We start from the raw sequence: 20,610 nt of genomic DNA, 5'->3' as shown, positions 1-20,610 counted from the left end.
GCGGGGCCGGCCCGCGCGCGTGGCAAGCTTGGACGTCCCCGACGCCCCCAACCAGGAAGGCCCCGGATGCTCGAGCTCCCGGCCGTGTTCGAAGTCGGCTCCCTGATCGCGATCGTCGCGATCCTGCTGGCCGACCTCCTCGTCGTCGCGCGGCGTCCGCACGTGCCGACGCTCAAGGAGTCCGGCCTGTGGGTGGGCCTCTACGTCGGCCTCGCGCTGTTGTTCGCCGTCGCGATGTTCGTCTTCGCCGGTGGGGAACCGGCCGGGCAGTTCCTCGCGGGCTGGCTGACGGAGTACAGCCTGAGCATCGACAACCTCTTCGTGTTCGTCATCCTCATGGCGCGGTTCTCCGTGCCGAAGGCGATCCAGCAGGAGGTGCTCATGCTCGGCATCATCATCGCGCTGGTCCTGCGCGGCGTGTTCATCCTGCTCGGCGCCCGCCTGATCGAGGACTTCTCGTGGATCTTCTACCTCTTCGGGGCGTGGCTGGTGTGGACGGCGATCCAGCAGCTCCGTGGCGAGGACGACGACGATGACAAGGACAGCCTCATCGTGCGGCTGCTCCGGCGTCGGATCCGCATCACCGACACCTACGACGGCATGAAGTTCCGCATCGTGCAGGACGGCGCACGGCACTTCACGCCGCTGCTGGTGGTCCTCATCGCGATCGGGACGACTGACCTGCTGTTCGCGCTCGACTCGATCCCGGCGATCTTCGGCATCACCGAGAGCGCGTTCATCGTGTTCACCGCGAACGTCTTCGCCCTGATGGGCCTCCGGCAGCTGTACTTCCTGCTCGGCGGGTTGCTCGAGCGGTTGGTCTACCTCAAGTACGGGATCGCGGCGATCCTCGCCTTCATCGGCGTGAAGCTCGTGCTGCACGCACTGCACGGCAACGAGCTGCCGTTCATCAACGGTGGGGAGCACGTCGAGTGGGCGCCGGAGATCGGCACCGGGGTGTCGTTGCTGGTCATCGTCGTGGCGATGGGTGTGGCGACCGGGGCGAGCCTGCTGCGGATGCGCCGCGAGGACGAGTCGCACGACGAGGTCTCCCGCGACGCCGGGACGGCGTAGCGGTCCTGCACCGCGCCCGTCGCGTGCGTCCGGCGGTGGAGGCACCACGAGACGGACTGGAGGCGCGGGTCGGGCCCGCACCGTCCCTCCAGGCACGGCCGTCACCCCGCTGGCGCGGTGCGCCGGAACCGGCTGGTGGGGTCCGCTAGCGTCGACACCGGACCCCGCCACCCCTCACGAACCGGATCGAGCAACGATGCCTGACGTCCACCGCCCCGCCGACGACCGCTACGAGCGACTCCCGTACCAGCGCGTCGGGAGGAGCGGCCTGCTCCTGCCCCGCATCTCCCTCGGGCTGTGGAACAACTTCGGCGCCGACCGAGCCCTCACGACCCAGCGCGACATCGTGCTGCACGCGTTCGACCGCGGGATCACCCACTTCGACCTGGCGAACAACTACGGCCCGCCGCCCGGAGCCGCCGAGGAGCAGTTCGGTCGCATCCTCGAGTCGGACCTCCGACCGTTCCGCGACGAGATCGTGGTGTCGACGAAGGCCGGCTACGACATGTGGCCCGGTCCGTACGGCAACTGGGGCTCGCGCAAGTCCATGCTCGCCTCGCTCGACCAGTCGCTCGGACGCCTCGGGCTGGAGTACGTCGACGTCTTCTACTCGCACCGGCCGGACCCCGAGACCCCGATCGAGGAGACCGTCAGCGCCCTCGTGACCGCGGTCCGCTCGGGCAAGGCGCTCTACGCCGGCATCTCGAACTACGACCCGGCGCAGACGGCCGCCGCGGCCGAGGCGCTCGCCGCCGAGAACATCCACCTGCTCATCCACCAGCCGCGCTACAACATGTTCGACCGGGTCCCCGAGGACGGGCTCTTCGACGAGCTGCTCCGTCTGGGGACCGGCGCGATCGTGTTCTCCCCGCTGGCCGGTGGGCTGCTGACGGACCGCTACCTCGACGGCTCGGTGCCGGTCGGGTCGCGGGCGGCGGAGGGGCGCTGGTTCGGCGCGGACCGGATCGACGACGAGTACCTGATGACCGCGCGGGCCCTGAACGACATCGCCGTGTCCCGTGGGCAGACGCTCGCGCAGCTCGCCATCACGTGGGTGCTCCGGCAGCCGGCGGTCACGTCCGCGCTCGTCGGGGCGTCGAGCGTCCGGCAGCTCGACGGGACGCTCGACGCGCTCGATGGTGCGCCGCTGACCGACGAGGAGCTCGCGGCCATTGACGCGCTGGTGCCGCGCGGCTGAGTCCGGGCGGCGTGCTGGCCGGGCGGCTGCGTCCGGGCGGAGCGCTGGCCGCGGGGCTGCGTCCGGGCCAGGATGGTCCCATGACGGACCACGCCGAGATGATCCACCCCGACGTCGCACCGAGCGGACCCGGGTGCGTCGAGTGCGACGCCACCGGGTCCTGGTGGGTGCACCTGCGCCGGTGCGCCGCGTGCGGCCACGTCGGCTGCTGCGACGACTCGCTGGACACCCACGCCACCCGGCACTGGGAGGAGACCGGGCACGCGGTCATCCAGAGCTACGAGCCCGGCGAGACGTGGTCGTACGACTACCGCGACCAGTCGACGTTCGAGGGCGTCGAGCTCGCGGCGCCGACGAGCCACCCCGTGGAACAGGCAGTCCCCGGGCCGGCGGATCGCCTGCCCGGGGACTGGTTGGAACTGCTCGGCGGGTCGCGCTGACCCGCCGGGGCCGATCAGGACGCGTTAGCTCGCGCTGACGGCCTCGTCGCGGCGCGGGAGCGTCCAGCCCGGACGCACGAAGTGGCACGTGTAACCGTGCGGGTGCTTCTCGAGGTAGTCCTGGTGCTCCTCCTCGGCCTCCCAGAACTCACCGGCGGGCTCGACCTCGGTGACGACCTTGCCCGGCCAGATGCCGGACGCGTCGACGTCGGCGATCGTGTCGAGGGCGACCTCGCGCTGCTCGTCGTTCGTGTAGAACACCGCGGAGCGGTAGCTGCGGCCGACGTCGTTGCCCTGGCGGTCCTTCGTCGACGGGTCGTGGATCTGGAAGAAGAACTCGAGCAGGTCGCGGTACGAGATCTGCGACGGGTCGAAGACGATCTCGACCGACTCGGCGTGGTCGCCGTGGTTCCGGTAGGTGGCGTTCGGGGTGTCGCCGCCGGAGTACCCGACGCGCGTGCTGATCACACCGGGACGGCGACGGAGGAGCTGCTGCGCTCCCCAGAAACACCCGCCGGCGAGGATGGCGGTTTCGGTGGTGGTCATGGTGGCCTCCTGAGTTCGGGAGTGCCGCTGGCTGCGGCACCGTGTGGTGCAACCGGCGGGGCCGGTCGTGTGTTCCCGCGCTGCGTCAGGCGGTGGTGTCCTCGAGCGCGTCGAGCGTCGCGACGTCCTCGGCCGACAGCGCGAAGTCCACGTCGGCGTTCGCGGCGATGCGGGACGGCGTGGTCGACTTCGGCAGCGGCAGGACGTCCTTCTCGAGCAGGTAGCGGATCGCGACCTGGGCGACGCTCTTGTCGTACTTCGCCGCGATCTCGGCGATCTGCTCGTTGTCGAGGAGTCCACCGGTGGCGAGCGGGGAGTACCCCTCGGTGAGGATGTCGTGCTCGCGGTCGAAGGCCGTCGTCTCGTCCTGCGTGTTGCCGATGAACCAGCGGATCTGGTTGGCGTGCGGGACGACGTCGGTGCGGCCGAGCAGGTCCTCGAGGTCGGCGACGGCGAAGTTCGAGACGCCGATGCTCTTCGTCCGGCCGGCGTCGTAGACCTCCTCGAGGACCTTCCACACCTCGACGTTGCCGTCCCGGTGGTCCGACCCCATGTCGCTCCAGGGCCACGGCGCGTGCACGAGGTACAGGTCCACGTGTCCGAGGTCGAGGTTGCGGCTGGACTCGTCGAAGGCGTCGCGCGCGCCGGCCGCGGTCTTGATCTCGGCCGGGAGCTTCGTGGTGATGAAGAGCTCGTCGCGCGGGATGCCGCTGTCGCGGACCGCCTCGCCGACGCTGGCCTCGTTGCCGTACGCCAGAGCGGTGTCGATGTGGCGGTAGCCGACGTCGAGCGCGGCCTTGGTGGTGTCGTAGGCGTCGGCGCCGGACGGGATCTGCCAGGTGCCGAACCCGATCTTCGGGATGTGCAGGCCGTTGGACATGGTGAACGTGTCGATGAGAGCGGGCATGCACCGGACAGTACGCCGCGCGGACGTCGGTCGGGTCGTCTACCATTCGAACACACGTTCGAACGAGGAGGGCGAGATGATGCTCACGCAGGAGGTCGCCACGCTGTGGTGGGACCGCGGTGTGCCGGTCCGGATGGTCTGGCGCGAACGGCGGTGGCGGGTCTCCGACACCCCGACGCGGCTGACGGCGACGGCGGAGTACCTGCCGTCGGCGGTGACGCACGCGCCGGAGCACACGGTGGGCTGGCGGTTCCAGGTGAGTGCGGACGACGGTGAGGACGACGTGGTGGTCGTCGACGTCGCGCCGGACGGCACCGGGTGGGTCGTCGCCCGGACGTGGCGCTGACCGGCGCTGCGCGATCCGCGCGGGGGTGTCAGGCGCTGCCGCGCCAGACCACCTCGGTGGGCAGGACGAACCCGCGCGGGGTGTCGTCCGTCCCCGCGATCTGCTCGAGCACCTGCCGCGCCGCGTGCTCACCAAGGGTCCGGGCGGGCTGCCGGACGGTCGAGAGCGGCGGATCGCACCGGAGTGCCCACGCGCTGTCGTCGAAGCCCACCACGCCGACGTCCCCCGGGACCGACCGACCGGCACGCTGCAGGACGTCCATCGCGCCGGCGGCCACGGCGTCCGACGCCGCGAAGACCCCGTCGATGTCCGGCGCCCGGTCGAGCAGCTCGCGCATGCCCTCGACCCCGGCGGTGTAGCTGAAGAGCGGGTTCCGCGCGACGAGCCCGGGGTCGAAGCGGTCGCCGAGCGCAGCGGTGAACCCCGCGAGACGGTCCTGGCCGGAGTCGCGGTCGAGGCCGGACGCGAGCATGCCGATGCGTCGGCGGTCGGTGTCCACGAGTCGCCGGGTGATCTGCTCGGCCGCGGCGCGGTTGTCGATGCCGATCCACGACGTGTTCGGCGCGTCGGACGGGTGGCCGACGAAGCACGCCGGCAGCCCGATCTGCTCGATCGCCCGGGTGACGGGGTCGCCGTCGCGGGCGGAGAGCACGATCGCGCCGTCGACGAAGCCGCCGCGCAGGTACTCCACGACGCGCTCGTTGTCGCGGGCGGAGTCGACCATGATCGTGACGAGCTGCTGGTCCGCCTCGGACAGGACGGCGTTCGTGCCGATGAGGATGTTGCCGATGTTCGGGTCGTCGAGCACCTGGACGCTCGGCTCGTGCACGATGAGCGCCACGGCGCCGGACCGCCGGGTGACGAGACTGCGTGCGGCGGCGCTCCGCACGTAGCCGACGCGACGGACGGCGTCCTGCACGGCTTCGCGGGCCCTGGGCGACACGTACGGTTCGTCGTTGAGCACGCGGGAGACGGTCCCGCGGGAGAGTCCGGCCTCGTCGGCGACGTCCTGGATCGTGGCGCGGGAACGGGCGGACATGCGGCAACGATAGCGGCTGGCCACCCGCGGATCGGCGGTCGGACGGCGTCGAACCACGATCGCGACGTCGAACCGGGCGTCGGTGCTGGTTCGACGTCGGATACCTGGTTCGGCATGGTCGTGTTGACACGGCAGGAATTGTGTCGTTTACTCTGGGAGCGCTCCCAGAACCCTCCGACCCCGTTCGGTCGGTACGGACTGGGAGCGCTCCCAGAACTTGGGTGACCTTCGCCGTCGAAGGGGTCGTTCACGACCGGACGGTGCAGCGCCGCCCCGATCAGCGAGGACCCGACGTGACCACCACCACCCTGCCGACGGCCGCCACCGGCGCGCTCGGGCTCGGCTCGACCGGCTTGGCGTTCGGGTGCGACTACAACCCCGAGCAGTGGGACCCCGAGGTCTGGGTCGAGGACGTCCGGCTCATGCGCGAGGCCGGCGTGAACCTCGTCGCGATCAACGTCTTCGGCTGGTCGCACGTCGAGCCGCGCCGGGGCGAGTACGACTTCGCCGCGCTCGACCGGGTCATCGAGCTCCTGCACGGCGCCGGCATCGGGGTCGACCTCGGCACCGGGACGGCCTCCACCCCGCCGTGGCTCACCACCGCCCACCCCGAGGTCCTGCCGGTCGTCGCCGACGGCACCACCCGCTGGCCAGGTGGACGCCAGGCGTTCTGCCCGAGCTCGCCGGTGTACCGCGAGCACGCCCTCGCCCTGGTCCGCGCCACCGCCGAGCGCTACGGCGACCACCCCGCGGTCAAGCTCTGGCACGTCTCGAACGAGCTCGGCTGCCACAACGCGCACTGCTACTGCGACGTCTCGGCCGAGGCGTTCCGCACGTGGCTCCGCGCCCGGTACGGCACGGTCGACGAGCTCAACGCCGCGTGGGGTACCGCGTTCTGGAGCCAGCGCTACTCCGCGTGGGAGCAGGTCCTGCCGCCCCGGGCGACCCTGTCCTTCACGAACCCCGGCCAGACGCTCGACTTCGACCGGTTCTCGTCCGACGAGCTGCTCGCCCACCACCGCGCCGAGGCCGAGGTGCTCCGCAGTCTGAGTGACAAGCCGGTGACGACGAACTTCATGGTCGCGGCGCACATCACCGCGCTCGACTACTGGTCGTGGACGGCCGACATGGACGTCATCGCGAACGACCACTACCTCGACCACCGTCTGCCCCGACCGCACGTCGAGCTCTCCTTCGCCGCCGACACCACGCGCGGGCTCGCGGGCGGGGCGCCCTGGCTGCTCATGGAGCACTCGACGGGAGCGGTGAACTGGCAGCCGCACAACGTCGCCAAGGCACCCGGGGAAATGCTCCGGAACACCGTGGCGCACATCGCCCGCGGTGCCGACGGGGTCTGCTTCTTCCAGTGGCGCGCGTCCGTCCAGGGCAGCGAGAAGTTCCACTCCGCGCTGCTCCCGCACGCCGGGACCGACTCCCGCGGCTGGCGTGACGTCGTCGAGCTCGGCGACCTCGTCGAGCGGCTCGGCGAACTGCGCGGTTCCCGCGTCGTCGCGGACGTCGCGCTCGTCTTCAGCTGGGAGAACCAGTGGGCGGCCGACCTGGAGGCGCACCCCACCACCGCGCTCCGCTACCTGGAACAGGTCCACGCGTTCCACGGCGCGCTGTGGGACCTCGGCGTGACGGTGGACGTCGTGGCGCCGGGTGCGCCGCTCGACGGCTACGCCGTCGTGCTCGTCCCCGAGCTCTACCTGGTGCGCGACGAGCACGCCGCGGTCATCGTCGACCACGTCGCCGCCGGGGGCCGGGCGGTCGTCACGTTCTTCAGCGGGATCGTCGACGAGCGTGACCGCGTGCGGACCGGCGGGTACCCCGGTGCCTTCCGTGACGTGCTCGGCGTGCGGGTCGACGAGTTCCTGCCGCTCGCCGCCGACGCGCACGTCGCCCTGTCCGACGGCTCCACCGGCACCGTCTGGAGCGAACCCGTCGAGCTCCGCGGCGCGACGAGCGTGCTCGACTACGCCGCCGGCCAGCTCGCCGGCTCGCCCGCGGTCACGCGCAACGCGCACGGTGCCGGAGCCGCCTGGTACGTCTCCACCGTCCTCGCCGCCGACACGCTCCGCGGCCTGCTCGGTGACGTCCTCGCCGAGGCCGGCGTCGCACCGGACCCCACCGCGCAGCCCGGCCTCGAGGTCGTCCGACGCCGCGACGACCAGCACGAGTGGGTGTTCCTGCTCAACCACACCGACCAGCCCGTCGAGCACCACGTGACGGGCCACGACCTCGTCGCCGACCGACCCCGGACCGGCACCACGACCATCGCCCCCGGTGGCACCCAGATCATCCGCACGGACAGGAAGCGCCCATGACCACCACAGCCCAGCGACCCCGGGTCGCCCGACGTCGACGCGGCGGGGGCTTCCGGTACCGCCGCGCGATCGCCGTCTTCGTCACGCCGTTCGCCGTGCTCTTCACCGCGTTCTACCTCGTCCCGATCCTCTACGCCGTGTGGCAGTCGCTGCAGAAGATCGAGCGCCAGGGGACCTTCGGTGCGCCGACGCAGGTGTTCGGTGGACTGAGCCAGTACGTGCTCGTGTTCCAGAACAGCGAGTTCTGGGGCTCGATCCTCCGCGTGCTGCTCTTCGGTGTCGTGCAGGTGCCGGTGATGCTCGCCCTGGCACTGGTGTTCGCGCTCCTGCTCGACTCGCCCCTGCTGCGCGGCAAGCGGTTCTTCCGCCTGGCGTTCTTCGCGCCGTACGCGGTGCCCGGCGTCATCGCCGCGATCATGTGGGGCTACCTCTACGCGCCGAACCTCTCGCCGTTCTCCGCCGTCACGTCGAAGGTCGACCTGCTCGGCTCCGGCACCGTCCTCTGGGCCGTCGCGAACGTCGTGACCTGGGTCTACGTCGGCTACAACATGCTCATCATCTACTCGTCGCTCCTGGCGATCCCGACCGAGATCTACGAGGCGGCCAAGCTCGACGGGGCGTCGCAGTTCCGGATCGCCTGGTCGATCAAGATCCCGATGGTGGTGCCGGCGATCGTGCTCACCGCGGTCTTCTCCGTCATCGGCACCCTGCAGCTGCTCACCGAACCGACCGTGTTCCGCCAGTTCACCTCGACGATCTCGTCGACCTTCACGCCGAACATGCTCGTCTACTCGACCTCGTCGGTGCCCAACTTCAACCTCGCCGCCGCGTTCTCCGTCGTCCTCGCGGTCGCGACCTTCGTCCTGTCGATCGGGTTCCTCCGACTGACCCAGCGGAAGGCTGACCAGTGACCGTCAACGCACCGAGCCGACGCGACGCCGTGCGGACCGCCGGCCGACCGCTCGAGCCGAACCGCGCCTCCAGGCCCCTGCAGCACGGAGCGCGCGGACCGCGCGAGAGCGTCATCTCGCGCAGCGCCGCGATGCTCGTGATGGGCGTCTTCACGATCTACTTCCTGCTGCCGATCTTCTGGCTGTTCGTGTCGTCGACCAAGACGACCGCGAACTTCAACACGACGTTCTCGCTGTGGTTCAGTGCCTCGTCGGTGCAGGACTTCGTCGCGAACCTGGGCGAGCTGTTCACCCGGCAGGACGGCGTGTACGTGCGCTGGATGCTCAACAGCATCGCCTACGCCGGTGTCGCCGGACTCATCGGCACCGTCCTGTCGGCGATGTGCGGCTACGCGCTGGCGAAGTACCGGTTCCGCGGACGCGAGGCCCTCTTCAACGTGTTCCTCGGCGGCGTCCTCGTGCCGGCGACCGCGCTGGCCCTGCCGCTGTTCCTCATCTTCAGCCAGGTCGACCTGACGGACACGTTCTGGTCGGTCTTCCTGCCGAGCATCGTCAGCCCGTTCGGCGTGTACCTGTCGCGGCTGTTCGCGGCGTCGAGCGTGCCGGACGAGATCATCGAGGCCGCCCGCATCGACGGCTCCGGCGAGGTCCGCACGTTCTTCACCGTGGCCGTCCGGCTCATGTCGCCCGCGCTCGTGACGATCTTCCTGTTCCAGTTCGTCGCCATCTGGAACAACTTCTTCCTGCCGCTCGTGATGCTCCGCGACTCGTCGCTGTTCCCCGTCACCCTCGGCCTCTACACGTGGAACTCGAGCGTGAACCAGTACCCGGACCTCCGCACCCTCGTGCTCATCGGGTCGTTCGTCTCGATCATCCCGCTCCTCGTCGCCTTCCTCTCCCTGCAGCGCTTCTGGCGGTCCGGCCTCGGCGCCGGCGGCCTGAAGTAGCGCCAGACCGCGGCCGACCGGCCCGCCCGACCGCGGCCGACCGGCCCCTCCCGACCAGCACCACCGACCCCACTCACATCCCGAACGGAAACAGCATGAAGACAACGAAGTTCCTCAGCGTCGCCGCCGTCGCGGTCGCCGCGACCGTCGCCCTCGCCGGCTGCAGCACCGGCGGCAGCGGCGCAGGCTCCGGATCCGACACGGCCGCCGCGAGCTGCAAGCCGTCCAGCGGCAAGGTCACCCTCGACTTCACGACCTGGGTGCCCAACATGGACAAGGTCGTGGACATCTGGAACGAGGAGCACCCGGACATCCAGGTCAAGGTCTCCATCGTCGCGAACGGCAACAGCGGCACGTACCAGAACTTCTTCAACCAGCTCAAGGCGAAGCAGGCGCCGGACATCGGTCAGGTCGAGTACGACACCCTGCCGGCGTTCCGCGTGCAGGGCGGCCTCGAGGACATCGGCGCGTGCTCCGGCATCAGCGCCGCGAAGAAGGACTTCTCGGACGGCCTCTGGAACCAGGTCACGTTCGGTGAGTCGAAGTCGGTCTACGCCGTGCCGCAGGACTCCGGTCCGATGGCCCTGTACTACCGCAAGGACCTCTTCGAGAAGGCCGGCCTCGACGTGCCGAAGACCTGGGAGGAGTACGCCCAGGACGCCGTGAAGATCAAGGCGCTCGGCGGCAACATCACCAACTTCGCCAAGGGCGACGTCAACCAGTTCGCCGGGCTCGTGTCGCAGGCCGGTGGCCAGTGGTTCTCGAACTCCGGTTCGGACTGGACGGTGGACCTGACCGACAGCGCGTCGAAGAAGGTCGCCGACTACTGGCAGGACCTCATCGACAAGAAGCTCGTGAACACCCTGCCGAGCTTCACCGACCAGTGGAACAGCGCCTACGACAAGGGGCAGGACTGGACCTGGGTCTCGGCCGTCTGGGGCGCGAACACCATCTCGAGCGGTGCGCCCTCGACCTCCGGCAAGTGGGCCGTCGCGCCGATGCCGCAGTGGACCGCGGGTGAGTCGAAGTCCGCTGCCTGGGGCGGTTCGTCGAACGTCGTCTTCGCGGGGAGCAAGCACCCGGCCGAGGCGTCGGAGTTCCTGGTCTGGCTGAACACCTCGAAGGAAGCACTCGCGGCGCTGAACAAGGAGGCCAACCTCTACCCCGCCTCGTCGACCGGCGCTGAGCTGCCGGCGCTGACCGAGGGGCTGCCGTTCTACGGGAACCAGAAGCTCTACGAGGAGTTCGCGACCGCGGCGAAGGACATCCAGCCCTTCACCTGGGGTCCGACGATGACGCAGACCTACTCCGACGTATCGGACGGCTTCGGGCAGGCGGCGTCCGGGCAGGGCACGCTCCTCGACGCGCTCGAGTCGGGGCAGTCGAAGACCGTGGCGGCGCTGAAGGCGCAGTCGATCCCGGTGAAGGGATGACGCGCGGGTCCTGACGCGCGCCCACGACGGACGGGAGGCACGGTGCCAGCTGGCACCGTGCCTCCCGTCGTGCGGTGGGTGCGGTGTCAGCGCATCGCTTCGCCGGCCGACCCGTACAGGCCCGTCGCGAGGTCGGTGAGCACCGCGAGCAGGCCGCCGGCGTGCGTCCGGTCGACCTCGGCGAGCACCTGGGCATACCGCTTCCGGTGCTCGCGGACGACCCGCTCGCCCTCGGGTAGGAGTCGCAGCAGCGAACCGCGGCGGTCGTTCGGGTTCGGCGCGCGCTCGAGCAGGTCGGCGGCCGTCATGCGGTCGATCATGTTCGTCACGGCGCCCGAGGTCAGCCCGAGGTACCCGGCCACCTCGGTGGGGGTGGAGTAGCCGGTGTCGCTCACGAGCACCAGGGCGCGCAGGGCGTTCTCGTGCACGCCGGCCCGCGCGCTGAGCTGTCCGACGAGGCTCGCGTTCGCGCGCACGACCGCGTCGAACGCCGCGATGAGGTCGGCCGCGTCGGTCGGGTCGGTCGGCGGCGCAGGGGTCACGGGTTCCTCGCTTCGGGTCGGGTGCGGTGGCGTCCCTCGCACTGGGGTCAGTATACGAGTGGTCAATTTGATGAATGACTGACTATCTTGATGATCGAAGCAAACGAGCCCGAGCCGATTGCTCCTCCACTTCCCTGAACGCCCGACCGAAGAGGTTCCCGTGTCCGACAAGCTCCGCACCTCCGCCCTGAAGCGGATCCGATTCGCCCCCGTCGCACTCCTCGCGGGCATCTTCGCCGCCGTGCTGCTCTCCCTCTCGCTCACCGGCACCCTCTCCGGGTTCGCCGCGAGCATCACCAACAGCAGCAACACCGCCGCCAGCGGCACGCTCACGATGCAGGAGCAGAACGCGGGCGGCACCGTCACGTGCACGAGCACCGACGGCGGCTCGGTCTCGACGAACTCCGCCACGTGCTCGACGATCAACAAGTTCGGCGGCAGCACCACGATGACGCCCGGCAACACCGTCACGACCGCGATCTCGATCAAGAACACCGGCACCGCGAACGCCTCGACGTTCACCCTGACCCCGGGTGCCACGTGCACCCAGTCGGCCAACGGATCGGTGAACGGCACCGCGACCGACCTCTGCGCGAAGATGAACCTCGTCATCTCCTCCGGCTCGACCACGGTGTTCAGCGGCACGCTCGCCAGCTTCAAGGGCGCGGCCGCGTCGGCGTTCACGATGCCCGCCGCACCGGCCGCCGGTGCCTCCGTGCCGTTCACCTTCGCCGTCACGCTCGACTCCTCGGCCGGCAACACCTACCAGGGCCTCGCCGCCTCCGTGCCGATGACCTGGACCTTCACGGCCTAGCCACCCCGACCGGCGACGCTCGACCGACCCCCCCTCCGGTCGAGCGTCGCCACCCATCACCCCACCCCGTCCCACCCCGTCCCACCCCGTCCTCCACCGCCCAGCCGCACACGACCGGAGCAGCAGATGAGCCAGACCGCCGCCATCCCGCTCAGCGGCACGCTCGACCGCCCGCTCCTCGGCGGCCACACCGCCACCCGCTTCGAGACGGTCCTCGCCTGGACGGTCGCCGCGGTCGCCGCCGTCCTCCTCACCGCCGCCGTGCTGTTCCTGTCCGCCGGCGGGCGGTGGTTCGTCGTCGAGACGCCGTCGATGGGCGAGGCCGCGCCGGTCGGCACGCTCGTCCTCGACCTGCCCGTGGACGTCGCCACCCTGCGCGTCGGCGACGTCGTCTCCTTCGAGACCGCGGCGAACCCGGGCGTCGTCTACACCCACCGCATCATCGACGTCGACGCCGCCGGACTGCACACCCGCGGTGACATCAACGGCGCGACCGACCCGTGGACGCTCACGCAGGAGAACGTCATCGGTTCCCCGGTGCTCCTCGTCCCGAACCTCGGGTGGCTGTTCCGGGCGGCGCCGCTCCTGCTCATCGGCACGCTGGTGATCTGGACGCTCACGAGCGTGTTCACCGACCGGGTCACCCGCACCTGCCTCCGCATCGCCGGCGGTGCACTCACGCTGTCGTACGCGGCCTTCATCCTCAAGCCGTTCGTCAACGTCACGACCATCACGAACTCGGCCACCCACGGCGGCGTCGAGGCCACCATCGTGTCCTCCGGCATGTTCCCGGTCCGGGTCGAGGCCCGTGGTGCCGAGAGCGTCCACCTCGTCGACGGGCAGGTCGGGCACATGGTCATCCGCGAGCTCACGAGGAACGGGCACTACCAGCTCACCTCGAACATCGACCTCGGGCCGGTCGGGTGGGGGCTCCTCGTCGTCGCCTGCCTCGTCCCGCTCCTGCTCTGCCTGGCCGTCGGTCGGGTCGAGGCGGTGCGTCCCTCGTGAGACTCCGCCGCCTCCGTGACGGTCGCGTCGTCGCCCTCGTCCTGGTCCTCGCCGTCGCCGTCGTCGGCCTCGCCAACGCGTTCGCGCCGACGCGGTCCGCCTTCAGCGCCGTGGTCGCGAACACCGGCAACAGCGCCGCGACCGCGCCCTACTTCACCTGCAACGCTGCGGTCGGTGCCGACACCTCGACCGCCCTCTTCGCCTACCGCCTCGGCGAGGCCTCCGGTTCGACGACCGCCACGGACTGGTCCGGCAAGGGCCTGAACGGCACCTACCAGGGCTCGATGACGGCGACCACGCCGAGCCCGAACGCCTGCCCGCGCGACGCCGGGAGCTCGTACGCGCTGAACGGCTCGACGAGCTTCGTCTCGACCCCGCGGTCGTACGCCAACCCGACCACCTTCAGCGAGGAGGTCTGGTTCCGCACGACGGTCGCCGGCGGCATGCTCGTCGGGTTCGGCAGCAACCAGGTCGCCGCCTCCGGGCAGCACGACCGCCAGGTCTACCTCAACACCGCCGGGCAGCTCGTCTTCGGCACCTACAACGGGACGACCCAGGTGGTGACGTCTCCGAAGGCGTACACGGACGGCGCGTGGCACCACGTCGTGGCGACGATGTCCGCGAGCACCGGGATGCGCCTCTACGCGGACGGCGCACTCGTCGCGTCGAACACAGCGTTCACCGTGCCCGAGAACTACACCGGCTACTTCCGCATCGGGTACGACACCGTGTCCGGGTGGCCCGGGCAGCCGTCGAACTTCGCCTTCACGGGGTCGATGCGGTACGCGGCGGTCTACGGCTCCGTCCTGTCGGCGACCCAGGTCGCGAACCACGCGGCGGCCGGTCGCTGAGACGCCGACGGACGGGAGGCGCGGTGCCAGCCGGCACCGCGCCTCCCGTCCGCCTGTCCGTTCGTCGGGTCCGCGTCGTTACGCGATCGCCATCTCGTTGGGCACGCCGGGCAGCACGTCGCTCGAGGCGATGGTCTCGCCGGTCGTGAGGTCGACCGCGTGGACCCGCCGCTCGGCAGGGTCGGTGACGTAGGCGACGTCGCCGGCGACCTTCAGTGCCGGGTGGGCGTCCTGCCACTCGGCCGGTCCCTCCCACGGGTCGATCACCGGGAAGGAGTCGAGCAGCTCGCCGGACGTCGTGTCGAAGGTGTGCAGCGCGCCGTCGTCCCCGAGCACGACGGCCTCGTCCTCGGGACCACGGGCGAGGTCCCGGAACGTGTAGCCGACGCCGTCCGGCACGTCGGTGACCCGGTAGGAACCGGATGCCGCGTCGATCAGGGCGATCTGGTGGAGGAGGTACCCCTCGCTGTCCGGGTCGTCGTTGTAGTCGCCGAGTGCGATCGAGGACGTGTCGGTCGTGAACAGGTTGCCGGTCCGGCCGTACTCGGTGGGGGCGTCGAGCTTCGTGAACGCGCCGTCGTCGTACACGAGTGCCCCGTCGGTGCACCCGAAGACCGCGACGTCGCCCTGGACCGCGCCCTCGCCGTGCACGTTCGGGCACTCCTCGGAGCGGGTGGTCTCGTTCCCGTCCGCGTCCAGCGCACGGACCCCGCTGCGGGACTCCTCGTCGCCGATGGTGGTGAGCAGCGTGCCGTCCTCCAGCACGATCGCGACGCCGTGGTGCGCGGCCTCGGACTCGGTCGTCTCGGTGTCGGGCAGTTCGGCGCCGTCGAGCTCGGTGTTGTCGAACGTCGTCACCTGGCCGGTGCCGTCGGCGAAGAGCGCCGTCCGGTCGCCGTGGACGACCGCGTGGCCCCCGGTGTCGGCGGGGAAGACCGCGTCGGTGAGGGCCGGATCGGCCGCGGTGTCGAGCACCCGGAAGCCGCTCGGCACCGTGACGAGCACGTGCCGTCCGTCACCTGCCGGGTTGACGCGGGTGAACCCGTCGACGGCGTCGTCGGTCAGGACGCGCAGATCGTCGTCGAGCACGAGGAGGCCGCCGTCGTACGTGAGCGTGATCCGGGTGCCGTCGGCGCGCTCGGTCGCGGTGCTCGTCGGCTCGGAGGGGGAGGGGTCGGCGGCGCAGCCGGTGAGGGCAAGGGCGGCCGCGCTGAGCAGGGCGGCAGGCAGGGCCGCGGTGCGCAGGGACTTGGTCGTCGTCATGCAGATCACTGTACTGATTCTCATTCTCAATTACGAACGGACAGTCCGTCGACGATCGCCTCGGTGTTCGACCGCATCATCCCGAGGTAGGTGGACGCGGGTCCGTCGGCCGTGAGCGACTCGGTGGCGAGGGAGCGGATCTCGACGTGGACGTCGACCTCGTCGGCCAGCACCTGCGCCAGGCGTGCGGGCTGGGACGCATCGGCGAAGACGGTCGGGACGCCCGCGCCCTCGATCGCATCGGCAAGGTCCCGCAGGTCAGCCGCGCTGGGCGAGGCGAGCGTCGTCCCGCTCGGGATGACGGCTCCGACGACCCGGAACCCGTACCGGTCGGCGAGGTACCCGAAGACGTGGTGGTTCGTCACGAGGGCCCGCTGCCCGGGGCTGAGCGCGCCGAAGGCCTGCTCCATCTCCCCGTCGAGCGCGTGCAGGGCGTCGAGGTAGTCCGCGGTGCCCGTCGCCCGGACGCCCACGTCGCGGAGGTCGTCGTCGAGCGCCTCGACGACGTCGACCATCCGTGCGGGGTCGGTCCAGATGTGCGGGTCCGGGCCGCTGTCGTCCTCGGTCGTCCACTCCAGGGCGTCGACCGCGTCGCCGGCGGTGAAGGCCGGGACGCCGTCGTCGGCCGCGGCCCGGACGTGCCGGGACACGCCCTCCTCGAGGCCCAGCCCGTTCTCCACCACGAGGTCGGCGGTGCGGAGTCGCGCGGCCTCCTGCGCGGAGACCTCGAACGAGTGCGGGTCCGCTCCGGCGGGCATGAGCACCATCACCTCGGCCGCGTCGCCGACGACCTCCGAGACGACGTCGCCGAGGATGTTCGTGGTGACGGCGACGAGTGGCCGGTCCTGCCCGGGAGCAGCGGTGCACCCGCTCGCGCCGAACGCGACACCCACGACGGCGAGGACCGTGACGACGACGGCCCGTGTGCGTGCCCGCGTCACAGTCCGACCTCCGCGAACGCGGCCGGGGCCACGCCGAGGTCGATGGTCCGGGCGACCCGCGCGCCGTCGGCGAAGTCGATCTCGTGCACGGTCCCCGTCCCGCGGTCGGCCAGGTAGGCGCGGTTCGCGTCGAGCTGCAGCAGGGGCGGGGCGTCGTCGGCGACGAGCGGGTCGGTCGCGACGATCGCTCCGGTGGCGAGCGTGTGCACCACCACCCGCCCGGTGTCGTCGACGCCGATCACGTGCTCGTCGGCGTCGTCGACCGCGGCGACGGCGCGGAGCGGGCGCTCGGTCGGCACCAGGCGCCACGAGTGTTCGCGGCTGTCGAGCAGCCAGAAGCCGGCGTCACCGGCCAGGCCCGCGACCGTCGGTCGTCCGGCGCGGGCGGCGAACGAGGTCGGCCGTTCGGCGCCGTCGGGCAACGGCACCGCCGTCGCGCCGTCGTCGTCCACGACCACCGCGCCGTCGGAACAGCCGACGACCGAGCCGGCCCGGGTGACGATGCCTCCGGCCGGGTCGGTGCACGCCGCCTCGGTGCCGGTCGGCGAGCCGTCGGCGTCGAGTACCCGGACGACGTCGTCGGTCGCGGCGACGAGGCGGTCTCCGTCGGGGAGCAGGACCCGTGCGTCGATCCGGGTCCGTTCCTCGACGGTCCCCTGGCCGAGCGCGGCCCGGTCGAGGACGACCGCCTCGTCCCGCTCCGGCCAGGTGATCGTCGTGGTCGTCTCGGAGGAGTGCACCTCGACCGGACCGCCCCCCGCCATCGTGCCGACGACCCGCGGCTCCGCCGCGTAGTAGTGGGTGTGGTCGCCGTGGTCGACCGTCCAGGCGCCGCCGTCCACGATCGTGGTGCGGCTGTCGGAGCTCGTCACGAGGAACCGGCCGTCGGTGGCGGAGTACGTGGGCACGTCGACGTCGTCGAGCGCCGTCGTCTCGCTGCTGAGCAGGTCGTGCAGCGCGGTCTCGCCCGTCCCGGAGACGGCCAGGAGGCGCAGCTGCGGTTCCCGGGATTCGCTCGCCCCCTCGACGAAGCCGTGTGGCCGGGCGGTCGCGCTGGGGTCGCCGGGGGCCGTGCCCGACGAGCAGCCCGTCGTCGCGACGGTGAGTCCGACGACGAGGCTCGTGGTGAGCAGGGTGCGCGTGGGAGCGCGCCGGGTGGAGTGGGTCATGCTGCCTCTCGAGGTGCTGGTACTGCTGTCGGTGGTTCTGTCCCGGGGGTCCGGTCGCGGACCCGGGTGCTGAGCGACGCGGCCGTGCGCGAGAGGCCGACCCCGGCGACGGCGACGGCGGCGATGCTCGCTCCCGCGGCGGTGCCGAGGTGCCACGAGACGAGCAGCCCGACGAGGACGGCCGCGATGCCGATCCCGGCGGCGAGCACCATCGTCGAGCCGACGTGCCGGGTCCACGCACGGGCGGCGGCTGCCGGGGCGAGGAGCAGTCCGACGACGAGCAGCGTGCCCACCGCCCGGTACGAGGCGACGACCGCGAGCGTGACGAGCCCGACCAGCACGATCTCGGCGGCCCGTGGGCGGAGGCCGAGGGTCGCGGCCTTCCGGACGTCGAACGCCGCTGCCGTGAACGGACGGTGGAAGAACACCGCGGTCCCGAGCGCCACCGCGACGGCGATCGTCAGGCCGGTGAGATCCGCACGGGTGACGGCGAGGACGTCACCGAACAGGATCGCGGTGACGTCGGTCGCGAAGGACCTCGAGGAGGAGACGATGATCACCCCGAGAGCGAGCATGCCGACGAACAGGAGCCCGATCGACGTGTCGTACGAGAGCCGGGCCCGACGGCGGAGTGCGCCGACCCCGAGCACCATCACCGCGGCGCTGGCGGCGGCGCCCAGCGCGACGGGGAACCCGGTCAGCGAGGCGATCGCGACGCCGGGGAGCATGCCGTGCGACAGCGCTTCGCCGAGGAAGGCCATGCCGCGGACGAGGACCCACGTGCCGACGACCGCGCAGAGCACCGCCGCCAGTCCGCCGCCCACGAGGGCACGGACCATGAAGTCGACGGAGAGGGGATCGGTCAGCCAGGTCACGGTCGGAGACGCTACATGAAAATGACTATCGATACTGATAGTGTCCTCAGGTGCCCACGACGACCGACGCTGCCACCCTCGACGTCGCCGGACTCGTCGTCCGACGCGGCGACCGGACCGTCCTCGACGGGGTCGATGCGACCTTCCCCGCCGGTTCGGTCACAGCGCTGACCGGGCCGAACGGCTCCGGAAAGTCGACGCTGCTCGACGCGCTCGCCGGGGTCGTGACGCCGGATGCCGGCGCGGTGACGCGCCGCACCTCCGTCGGCGTCGCCTACGTGACCCAGTCGGTTCCGCCGAGCGCGCTCCCGCTCACCGTCCGTGCCACGGTCCGCATGGGCCGGTGGTCCGGCCGTCCGTGGTGGCGACCGCTCGTGCGTGCCGACCGCGACGTGGTCGACGAGCAGCTCGACCGGATGGGGATCGCTTCCCTGTCGGACCGGCCGCTCGACGAGCTGTCCGGTGGGCAGCGTCAGCGGACCCTCGTCGCGCTCGGACTCGCGCAGCGGGCGGGGGTGCTCCTCGTCGACGAGCCCACGGCCGGGGTGGACGCCGAGTCGGGTCGCCTCGTGGTCCGCGCGCTCGCCGACGAGGCAGCGTCCGGGGTCGTGGTCGTGCACGCCACGCACGACCCGACGGTCATCGCCGGAGCGGACCGGGTCGTCCGGCTCGGCTGACCGTGGCGGCGCCGTCCGTCGGGACCATCAGGGGCAGGCGACGGCGACGGAACCGGTCGCGGTCGTCTCCGCCGGAGCGGTGGCACCTGCCGGATCGGGGACCGCGGGAGCGGTGACCTGCGCCGGGGCGGCGCTCGAGCGGCGCGCACCCAGCGTCACGAGCACGATCGCCCCGACGACCGCGACCCCGCCGGCGAGCCAGAAGTCGACGGCCAACCCGAAGGACGACACCGCGGCGCCGCCGAGCACCGACCCGGCCGCGATCGCCAGCTGGATCGTCGTCACGAACAACGCGAGCCCGGTCTCCGACCCCGCGGGCGACGACGTGGACATCCAGGTCTGCATGCCGAGCGGCAGTGCTCCCCACACGAGGCCCCACACGACCAGCAGGACGAACACCCCGACGACCGAGTGTGCGAGCAGCGGGAGCAGGACGACCGCGCCGGCGAGGACGAACTTCGCGGAGCCGATCGTGCCGAGGACGCTCCGGCCGAGCGTGAACCCGGCGACGAAGTTCCCGACGATGCCCGCGATGCCGAAGACCAGCAGCGCGATCGTCACGGTGTCCGCGCCGACCCCGACGAGGTCCTGCAGGTACGGCGCGATGTAGGTGTAGGCGGCGAACTGCGCGGTGAAGAGGAACGCGGCACCGATCAGGCCGACCCGGGCCCTGCGCACACCGAGCAGCGACCCGAGCGTGCCGAACCGGACGCGCTGCTGGGCGGGGATCCGCGGGAGCATCGCGAGCTGCAGGCCGAGCGCGACGAGCCCGAGCACGCCGCCGATCACGAACGCCAGCCGCCACGTGGCGAGGGACGACACGAGTGCGCCGAGGGGCAGGCTGACGACGGTCGCGACCGAGACCCCGGCGGTGATCAGGGACGTCGCGCGGATCACGGACTCGGGGCGGACGAGGCGTCCGGCGATCCCGGCGCCGATCGCCCAGAACCCGCCGATGCCGACGCCGAGGAGCATCCGGGCCACGAGCAGCACCCAGAACGAGGGCGCCACCGCTGCGAGCGCGTCCGCGACGACGAGCAGCACCGTCAGGCCGACCAGGACGACCCGGCGGTCGAGCGCGGACGTCCACACGGTGACGACCGGTGCGGCGACCGCTCCGACGAGGCCGGTCGCGACGACCATGAGCCCCGCGGTGCCGACACCGACGTCGAGGTCGGCGGCGATGGCCGGCAGCAGGCCGATCGGGAGGAACTCGGACAGGACGAGGACGAACGATCCGAGTGCGACGGATGCGACGCTGAGCCACCCACGGCGCGTTGCTGACGAGGTCATGCGGGCGTC

Annotated in this window: 21 protein-coding genes; 12 read left to right on the top strand and 9 right to left on the bottom strand. The window is 71.3% G+C overall.

Annotated features, from left to right (window positions below; translation table 11 throughout):
- Positions 1 to 66: 66 nt before the first annotated feature.
- The 3 genes from ACIPKM_RS16910 (at position 67) to ACIPKM_RS16900 (ending at position 2,712) form a co-directional block, all read left to right on the top strand.
- Positions 67 to 1,074: a TerC/Alx family metal homeostasis membrane protein gene (locus ACIPKM_RS16910; protein ID WP_071296470.1), complete on the top strand. Its 1,008-nt coding sequence runs from the start codon at positions 67 to 69 to the stop codon at positions 1,072 to 1,074.
- A gap of 196 nt (positions 1,075 to 1,270) precedes the next feature.
- Positions 1,271 to 2,272: an aldo/keto reductase gene (locus ACIPKM_RS16905; RefSeq protein ID WP_071296469.1), complete on the top strand. Its 1,002-nt coding sequence runs from the start codon at positions 1,271 to 1,273 to the stop codon at positions 2,270 to 2,272.
- An 80-nt stretch (positions 2,273 to 2,352) separates the two neighbouring features.
- Entirely contained in the window at positions 2,353 to 2,712 is a 360-nt protein-coding gene (locus ACIPKM_RS16900) for a UBP-type zinc finger domain-containing protein (RefSeq protein WP_071296468.1), read from the top strand.
- 24 nt (positions 2,713 to 2,736) lie between these two features.
- On the opposite strand, the gene msrA is transcribed toward ACIPKM_RS16900, so the two are convergent.
- The gene (gene msrA, locus ACIPKM_RS16895; protein WP_071296467.1) at positions 2,737 to 3,258 is read right to left on the bottom strand and encodes a peptide-methionine (S)-S-oxide reductase MsrA; all 522 of its coding nucleotides are present in this window, start codon (positions 3,256 to 3,258) and stop codon (positions 2,737 to 2,739) included.
- An 85-nt stretch (positions 3,259 to 3,343) separates the two neighbouring features.
- Positions 3,344 to 4,165 (bottom strand): aldo/keto reductase, encoded by an 822-nt coding sequence (locus ACIPKM_RS16890; protein ID WP_071296466.1) that lies wholly within the window; start codon positions 4,163 to 4,165, stop codon positions 3,344 to 3,346.
- Between the two features lie 76 nt (positions 4,166 to 4,241).
- On the opposite strand from ACIPKM_RS16890, the gene ACIPKM_RS16885 reads away from it, so the two are divergent.
- On the top strand, positions 4,242 to 4,511 hold the full coding sequence (locus tag ACIPKM_RS16885; RefSeq protein WP_139199413.1) for a hypothetical protein: 270 nt from the start codon (positions 4,242 to 4,244) through the stop codon (positions 4,509 to 4,511).
- 28 nt (positions 4,512 to 4,539) lie between these two features.
- Here the strand turns inward: ACIPKM_RS16885 and ACIPKM_RS16880 are convergent, their stop codons facing one another.
- The gene (locus tag ACIPKM_RS16880; protein WP_071296465.1) at positions 4,540 to 5,550 is read right to left on the bottom strand and encodes a LacI family DNA-binding transcriptional regulator; all 1,011 of its coding nucleotides are present in this window, start codon (positions 5,548 to 5,550) and stop codon (positions 4,540 to 4,542) included.
- A gap of 293 nt (positions 5,551 to 5,843) precedes the next feature.
- Here ACIPKM_RS16880 and ACIPKM_RS16875 point away from each other — a divergent pair, with 293 nt between their 5' ends.
- The 4 genes from ACIPKM_RS16875 to ACIPKM_RS16860 all read left to right on the top strand — a co-directional run bounded on the left by ACIPKM_RS16875 (position 5,844) and on the right by ACIPKM_RS16860 (position 11,168).
- Entirely contained in the window at positions 5,844 to 7,877 is a 2,034-nt protein-coding gene (locus ACIPKM_RS16875; protein ID WP_402737158.1) for a beta-galactosidase, read from the top strand.
- Positions 7,874 to 8,788, top strand: coding sequence for a carbohydrate ABC transporter permease (locus ACIPKM_RS16870; RefSeq protein ID WP_070417295.1), 915 nt, complete (start codon positions 7,874 to 7,876; stop codon positions 8,786 to 8,788). The genes ACIPKM_RS16875 and ACIPKM_RS16870 overlap by 4 nt, the downstream gene beginning before the upstream one ends.
- Positions 8,785 to 9,735 (top strand): carbohydrate ABC transporter permease, encoded by a 951-nt coding sequence (locus ACIPKM_RS16865; protein WP_229085845.1) that lies wholly within the window; start codon positions 8,785 to 8,787, stop codon positions 9,733 to 9,735. The genes ACIPKM_RS16870 and ACIPKM_RS16865 overlap by 4 nt, the downstream gene beginning before the upstream one ends.
- Before the next feature lie 95 nt (positions 9,736 to 9,830).
- A complete protein-coding gene (locus ACIPKM_RS16860) occupies positions 9,831 to 11,168 on the top strand; it encodes an ABC transporter substrate-binding protein (protein ID WP_402737157.1) in 1,338 nt (445 codons plus the stop codon).
- Positions 11,169 to 11,254: 86 nt separating this feature from the next.
- Here ACIPKM_RS16860 and ACIPKM_RS16855 read toward each other — a convergent pair whose 3' ends face one another.
- Positions 11,255 to 11,710: a MarR family winged helix-turn-helix transcriptional regulator gene (locus ACIPKM_RS16855; RefSeq protein ID WP_402716354.1), complete on the bottom strand. Its 456-nt coding sequence runs from the start codon at positions 11,708 to 11,710 to the stop codon at positions 11,255 to 11,257.
- A gap of 160 nt (positions 11,711 to 11,870) precedes the next feature.
- Between ACIPKM_RS16855 and ACIPKM_RS16850 the strand changes: the two genes are divergently transcribed.
- The 3 genes from ACIPKM_RS16850 (at position 11,871) to ACIPKM_RS16840 (ending at position 14,383) form a co-directional block, all read left to right on the top strand.
- A complete protein-coding gene (locus ACIPKM_RS16850; protein ID WP_071296464.1) occupies positions 11,871 to 12,524 on the top strand; it encodes a hypothetical protein in 654 nt (217 codons plus the stop codon).
- A gap of 126 nt (positions 12,525 to 12,650) precedes the next feature.
- A complete protein-coding gene (locus ACIPKM_RS16845) occupies positions 12,651 to 13,532 on the top strand; it encodes a S26 family signal peptidase (protein ID WP_071296463.1) in 882 nt (293 codons plus the stop codon).
- Positions 13,529 to 14,383 carry a LamG domain-containing protein gene (locus ACIPKM_RS16840; protein WP_071296462.1) on the top strand — a complete coding sequence of 285 codons (855 nt, stop codon included), beginning with the start codon at positions 13,529 to 13,531 and terminating at the stop codon, positions 14,381 to 14,383. Before ACIPKM_RS16845 ends, ACIPKM_RS16840 begins: the two co-directional genes overlap by 4 nt.
- 78 nt (positions 14,384 to 14,461) lie before the next feature.
- On the opposite strand, the gene aztD is transcribed toward ACIPKM_RS16840, so the two are convergent.
- The 4 genes from aztD to aztB are packed head-to-tail and all read right to left on the bottom strand — an operon-like array spanning position 14,462 to position 18,631.
- On the bottom strand, positions 14,462 to 15,646 hold the full coding sequence (gene aztD, locus ACIPKM_RS16835; protein ID WP_402737156.1) for a zinc metallochaperone AztD: 1,185 nt from the start codon (positions 15,644 to 15,646) through the stop codon (positions 14,462 to 14,464).
- Between the two features lie 26 nt (positions 15,647 to 15,672).
- Positions 15,673 to 16,587, bottom strand: coding sequence for a metal ABC transporter substrate-binding protein (locus tag ACIPKM_RS16830; protein WP_083403496.1), 915 nt, complete (start codon positions 16,585 to 16,587; stop codon positions 15,673 to 15,675).
- A complete protein-coding gene (locus ACIPKM_RS16825; RefSeq protein WP_071296460.1) occupies positions 16,584 to 17,756 on the bottom strand; it encodes a hypothetical protein in 1,173 nt (390 codons plus the stop codon). Before ACIPKM_RS16825 ends, ACIPKM_RS16830 begins: the two co-directional genes overlap by 4 nt.
- Positions 17,753 to 18,631, bottom strand: a complete 879-nt coding sequence (gene aztB / locus ACIPKM_RS16820; RefSeq protein ID WP_071296459.1) for a zinc ABC transporter permease AztB — start codon at positions 18,629 to 18,631, stop codon at positions 17,753 to 17,755. The genes ACIPKM_RS16825 and aztB overlap by 4 nt, the downstream gene beginning before the upstream one ends.
- Positions 18,632 to 18,681: 50 nt before the next feature.
- Here aztB and aztA point away from each other — a divergent pair, with 50 nt between their 5' ends.
- Entirely contained in the window at positions 18,682 to 19,308 is a 627-nt protein-coding gene (gene aztA, locus ACIPKM_RS16815) for a zinc ABC transporter ATP-binding protein AztA (protein ID WP_071296458.1), read from the top strand.
- Positions 19,309 to 19,335: 27 nt separating this feature from the next.
- Here the strand turns inward: aztA and ACIPKM_RS16810 are convergent, their stop codons facing one another.
- Complete coding sequence (locus tag ACIPKM_RS16810; protein WP_261646050.1) at positions 19,336 to 20,601, bottom strand: MFS transporter; 1,266 nt, start codon at positions 20,599 to 20,601, stop codon at positions 19,336 to 19,338.
- Positions 20,602 to 20,610: the final 9 nt, after the last annotated feature.

It is taken from the genome of Curtobacterium sp. NPDC086286, assembly GCF_044746255.1.
GTDB lineage: Bacteria > Actinomycetota > Actinomycetes > Actinomycetales > Microbacteriaceae > Curtobacterium.
The sequence above is the reverse complement of the archived record's forward strand: the minus strand, read 5'-3'. Positions and strand labels throughout refer to the sequence as shown.

Coding starts and splice junctions, on each gene's coding strand:
- ACIPKM_RS16885 (WP_139199413.1), top strand. CDS start 4,242: ATGATGCTCACGCAGGAGGTCGCCACGCTGTGGTGGGACCGCGGTGTG.
- ACIPKM_RS16900 (WP_071296468.1), top strand. CDS start 2,353: ATGACGGACCACGCCGAGATGATCCACCCCGACGTCGCACCGAGCGGA.
- ACIPKM_RS16845 (WP_071296463.1), top strand. CDS start 12,651: ATGAGCCAGACCGCCGCCATCCCGCTCAGCGGCACGCTCGACCGCCCG.
- ACIPKM_RS16870 (WP_070417295.1), top strand. CDS start 7,874: ATGACCACCACAGCCCAGCGACCCCGGGTCGCCCGACGTCGACGCGGC.
- ACIPKM_RS16910 (WP_071296470.1), top strand. CDS start 67: ATGCTCGAGCTCCCGGCCGTGTTCGAAGTCGGCTCCCTGATCGCGATC.
- ACIPKM_RS16810 (WP_261646050.1), bottom strand. CDS start 20,601: ATGACCTCGTCAGCAACGCGCCGTGGGTGGCTCAGCGTCGCATCCGTC.
- ACIPKM_RS16860 (WP_402737157.1), top strand. CDS start 9,831: ATGAAGACAACGAAGTTCCTCAGCGTCGCCGCCGTCGCGGTCGCCGCG.
- ACIPKM_RS16880 (WP_071296465.1), bottom strand. CDS start 5,550: ATGTCCGCCCGTTCCCGCGCCACGATCCAGGACGTCGCCGACGAGGCC.
- aztD (WP_402737156.1), bottom strand. CDS start 15,646: ATGACGACGACCAAGTCCCTGCGCACCGCGGCCCTGCCTGCCGCCCTG.
- msrA (WP_071296467.1), bottom strand. CDS start 3,258: ATGACCACCACCGAAACCGCCATCCTCGCCGGCGGGTGTTTCTGGGGA.
- ACIPKM_RS16825 (WP_071296460.1), bottom strand. CDS start 17,756: ATGACCCACTCCACCCGGCGCGCTCCCACGCGCACCCTGCTCACCACG.
- ACIPKM_RS16905 (WP_071296469.1), top strand. CDS start 1,271: ATGCCTGACGTCCACCGCCCCGCCGACGACCGCTACGAGCGACTCCCG.
- ACIPKM_RS16890 (WP_071296466.1), bottom strand. CDS start 4,165: ATGCCCGCTCTCATCGACACGTTCACCATGTCCAACGGCCTGCACATC.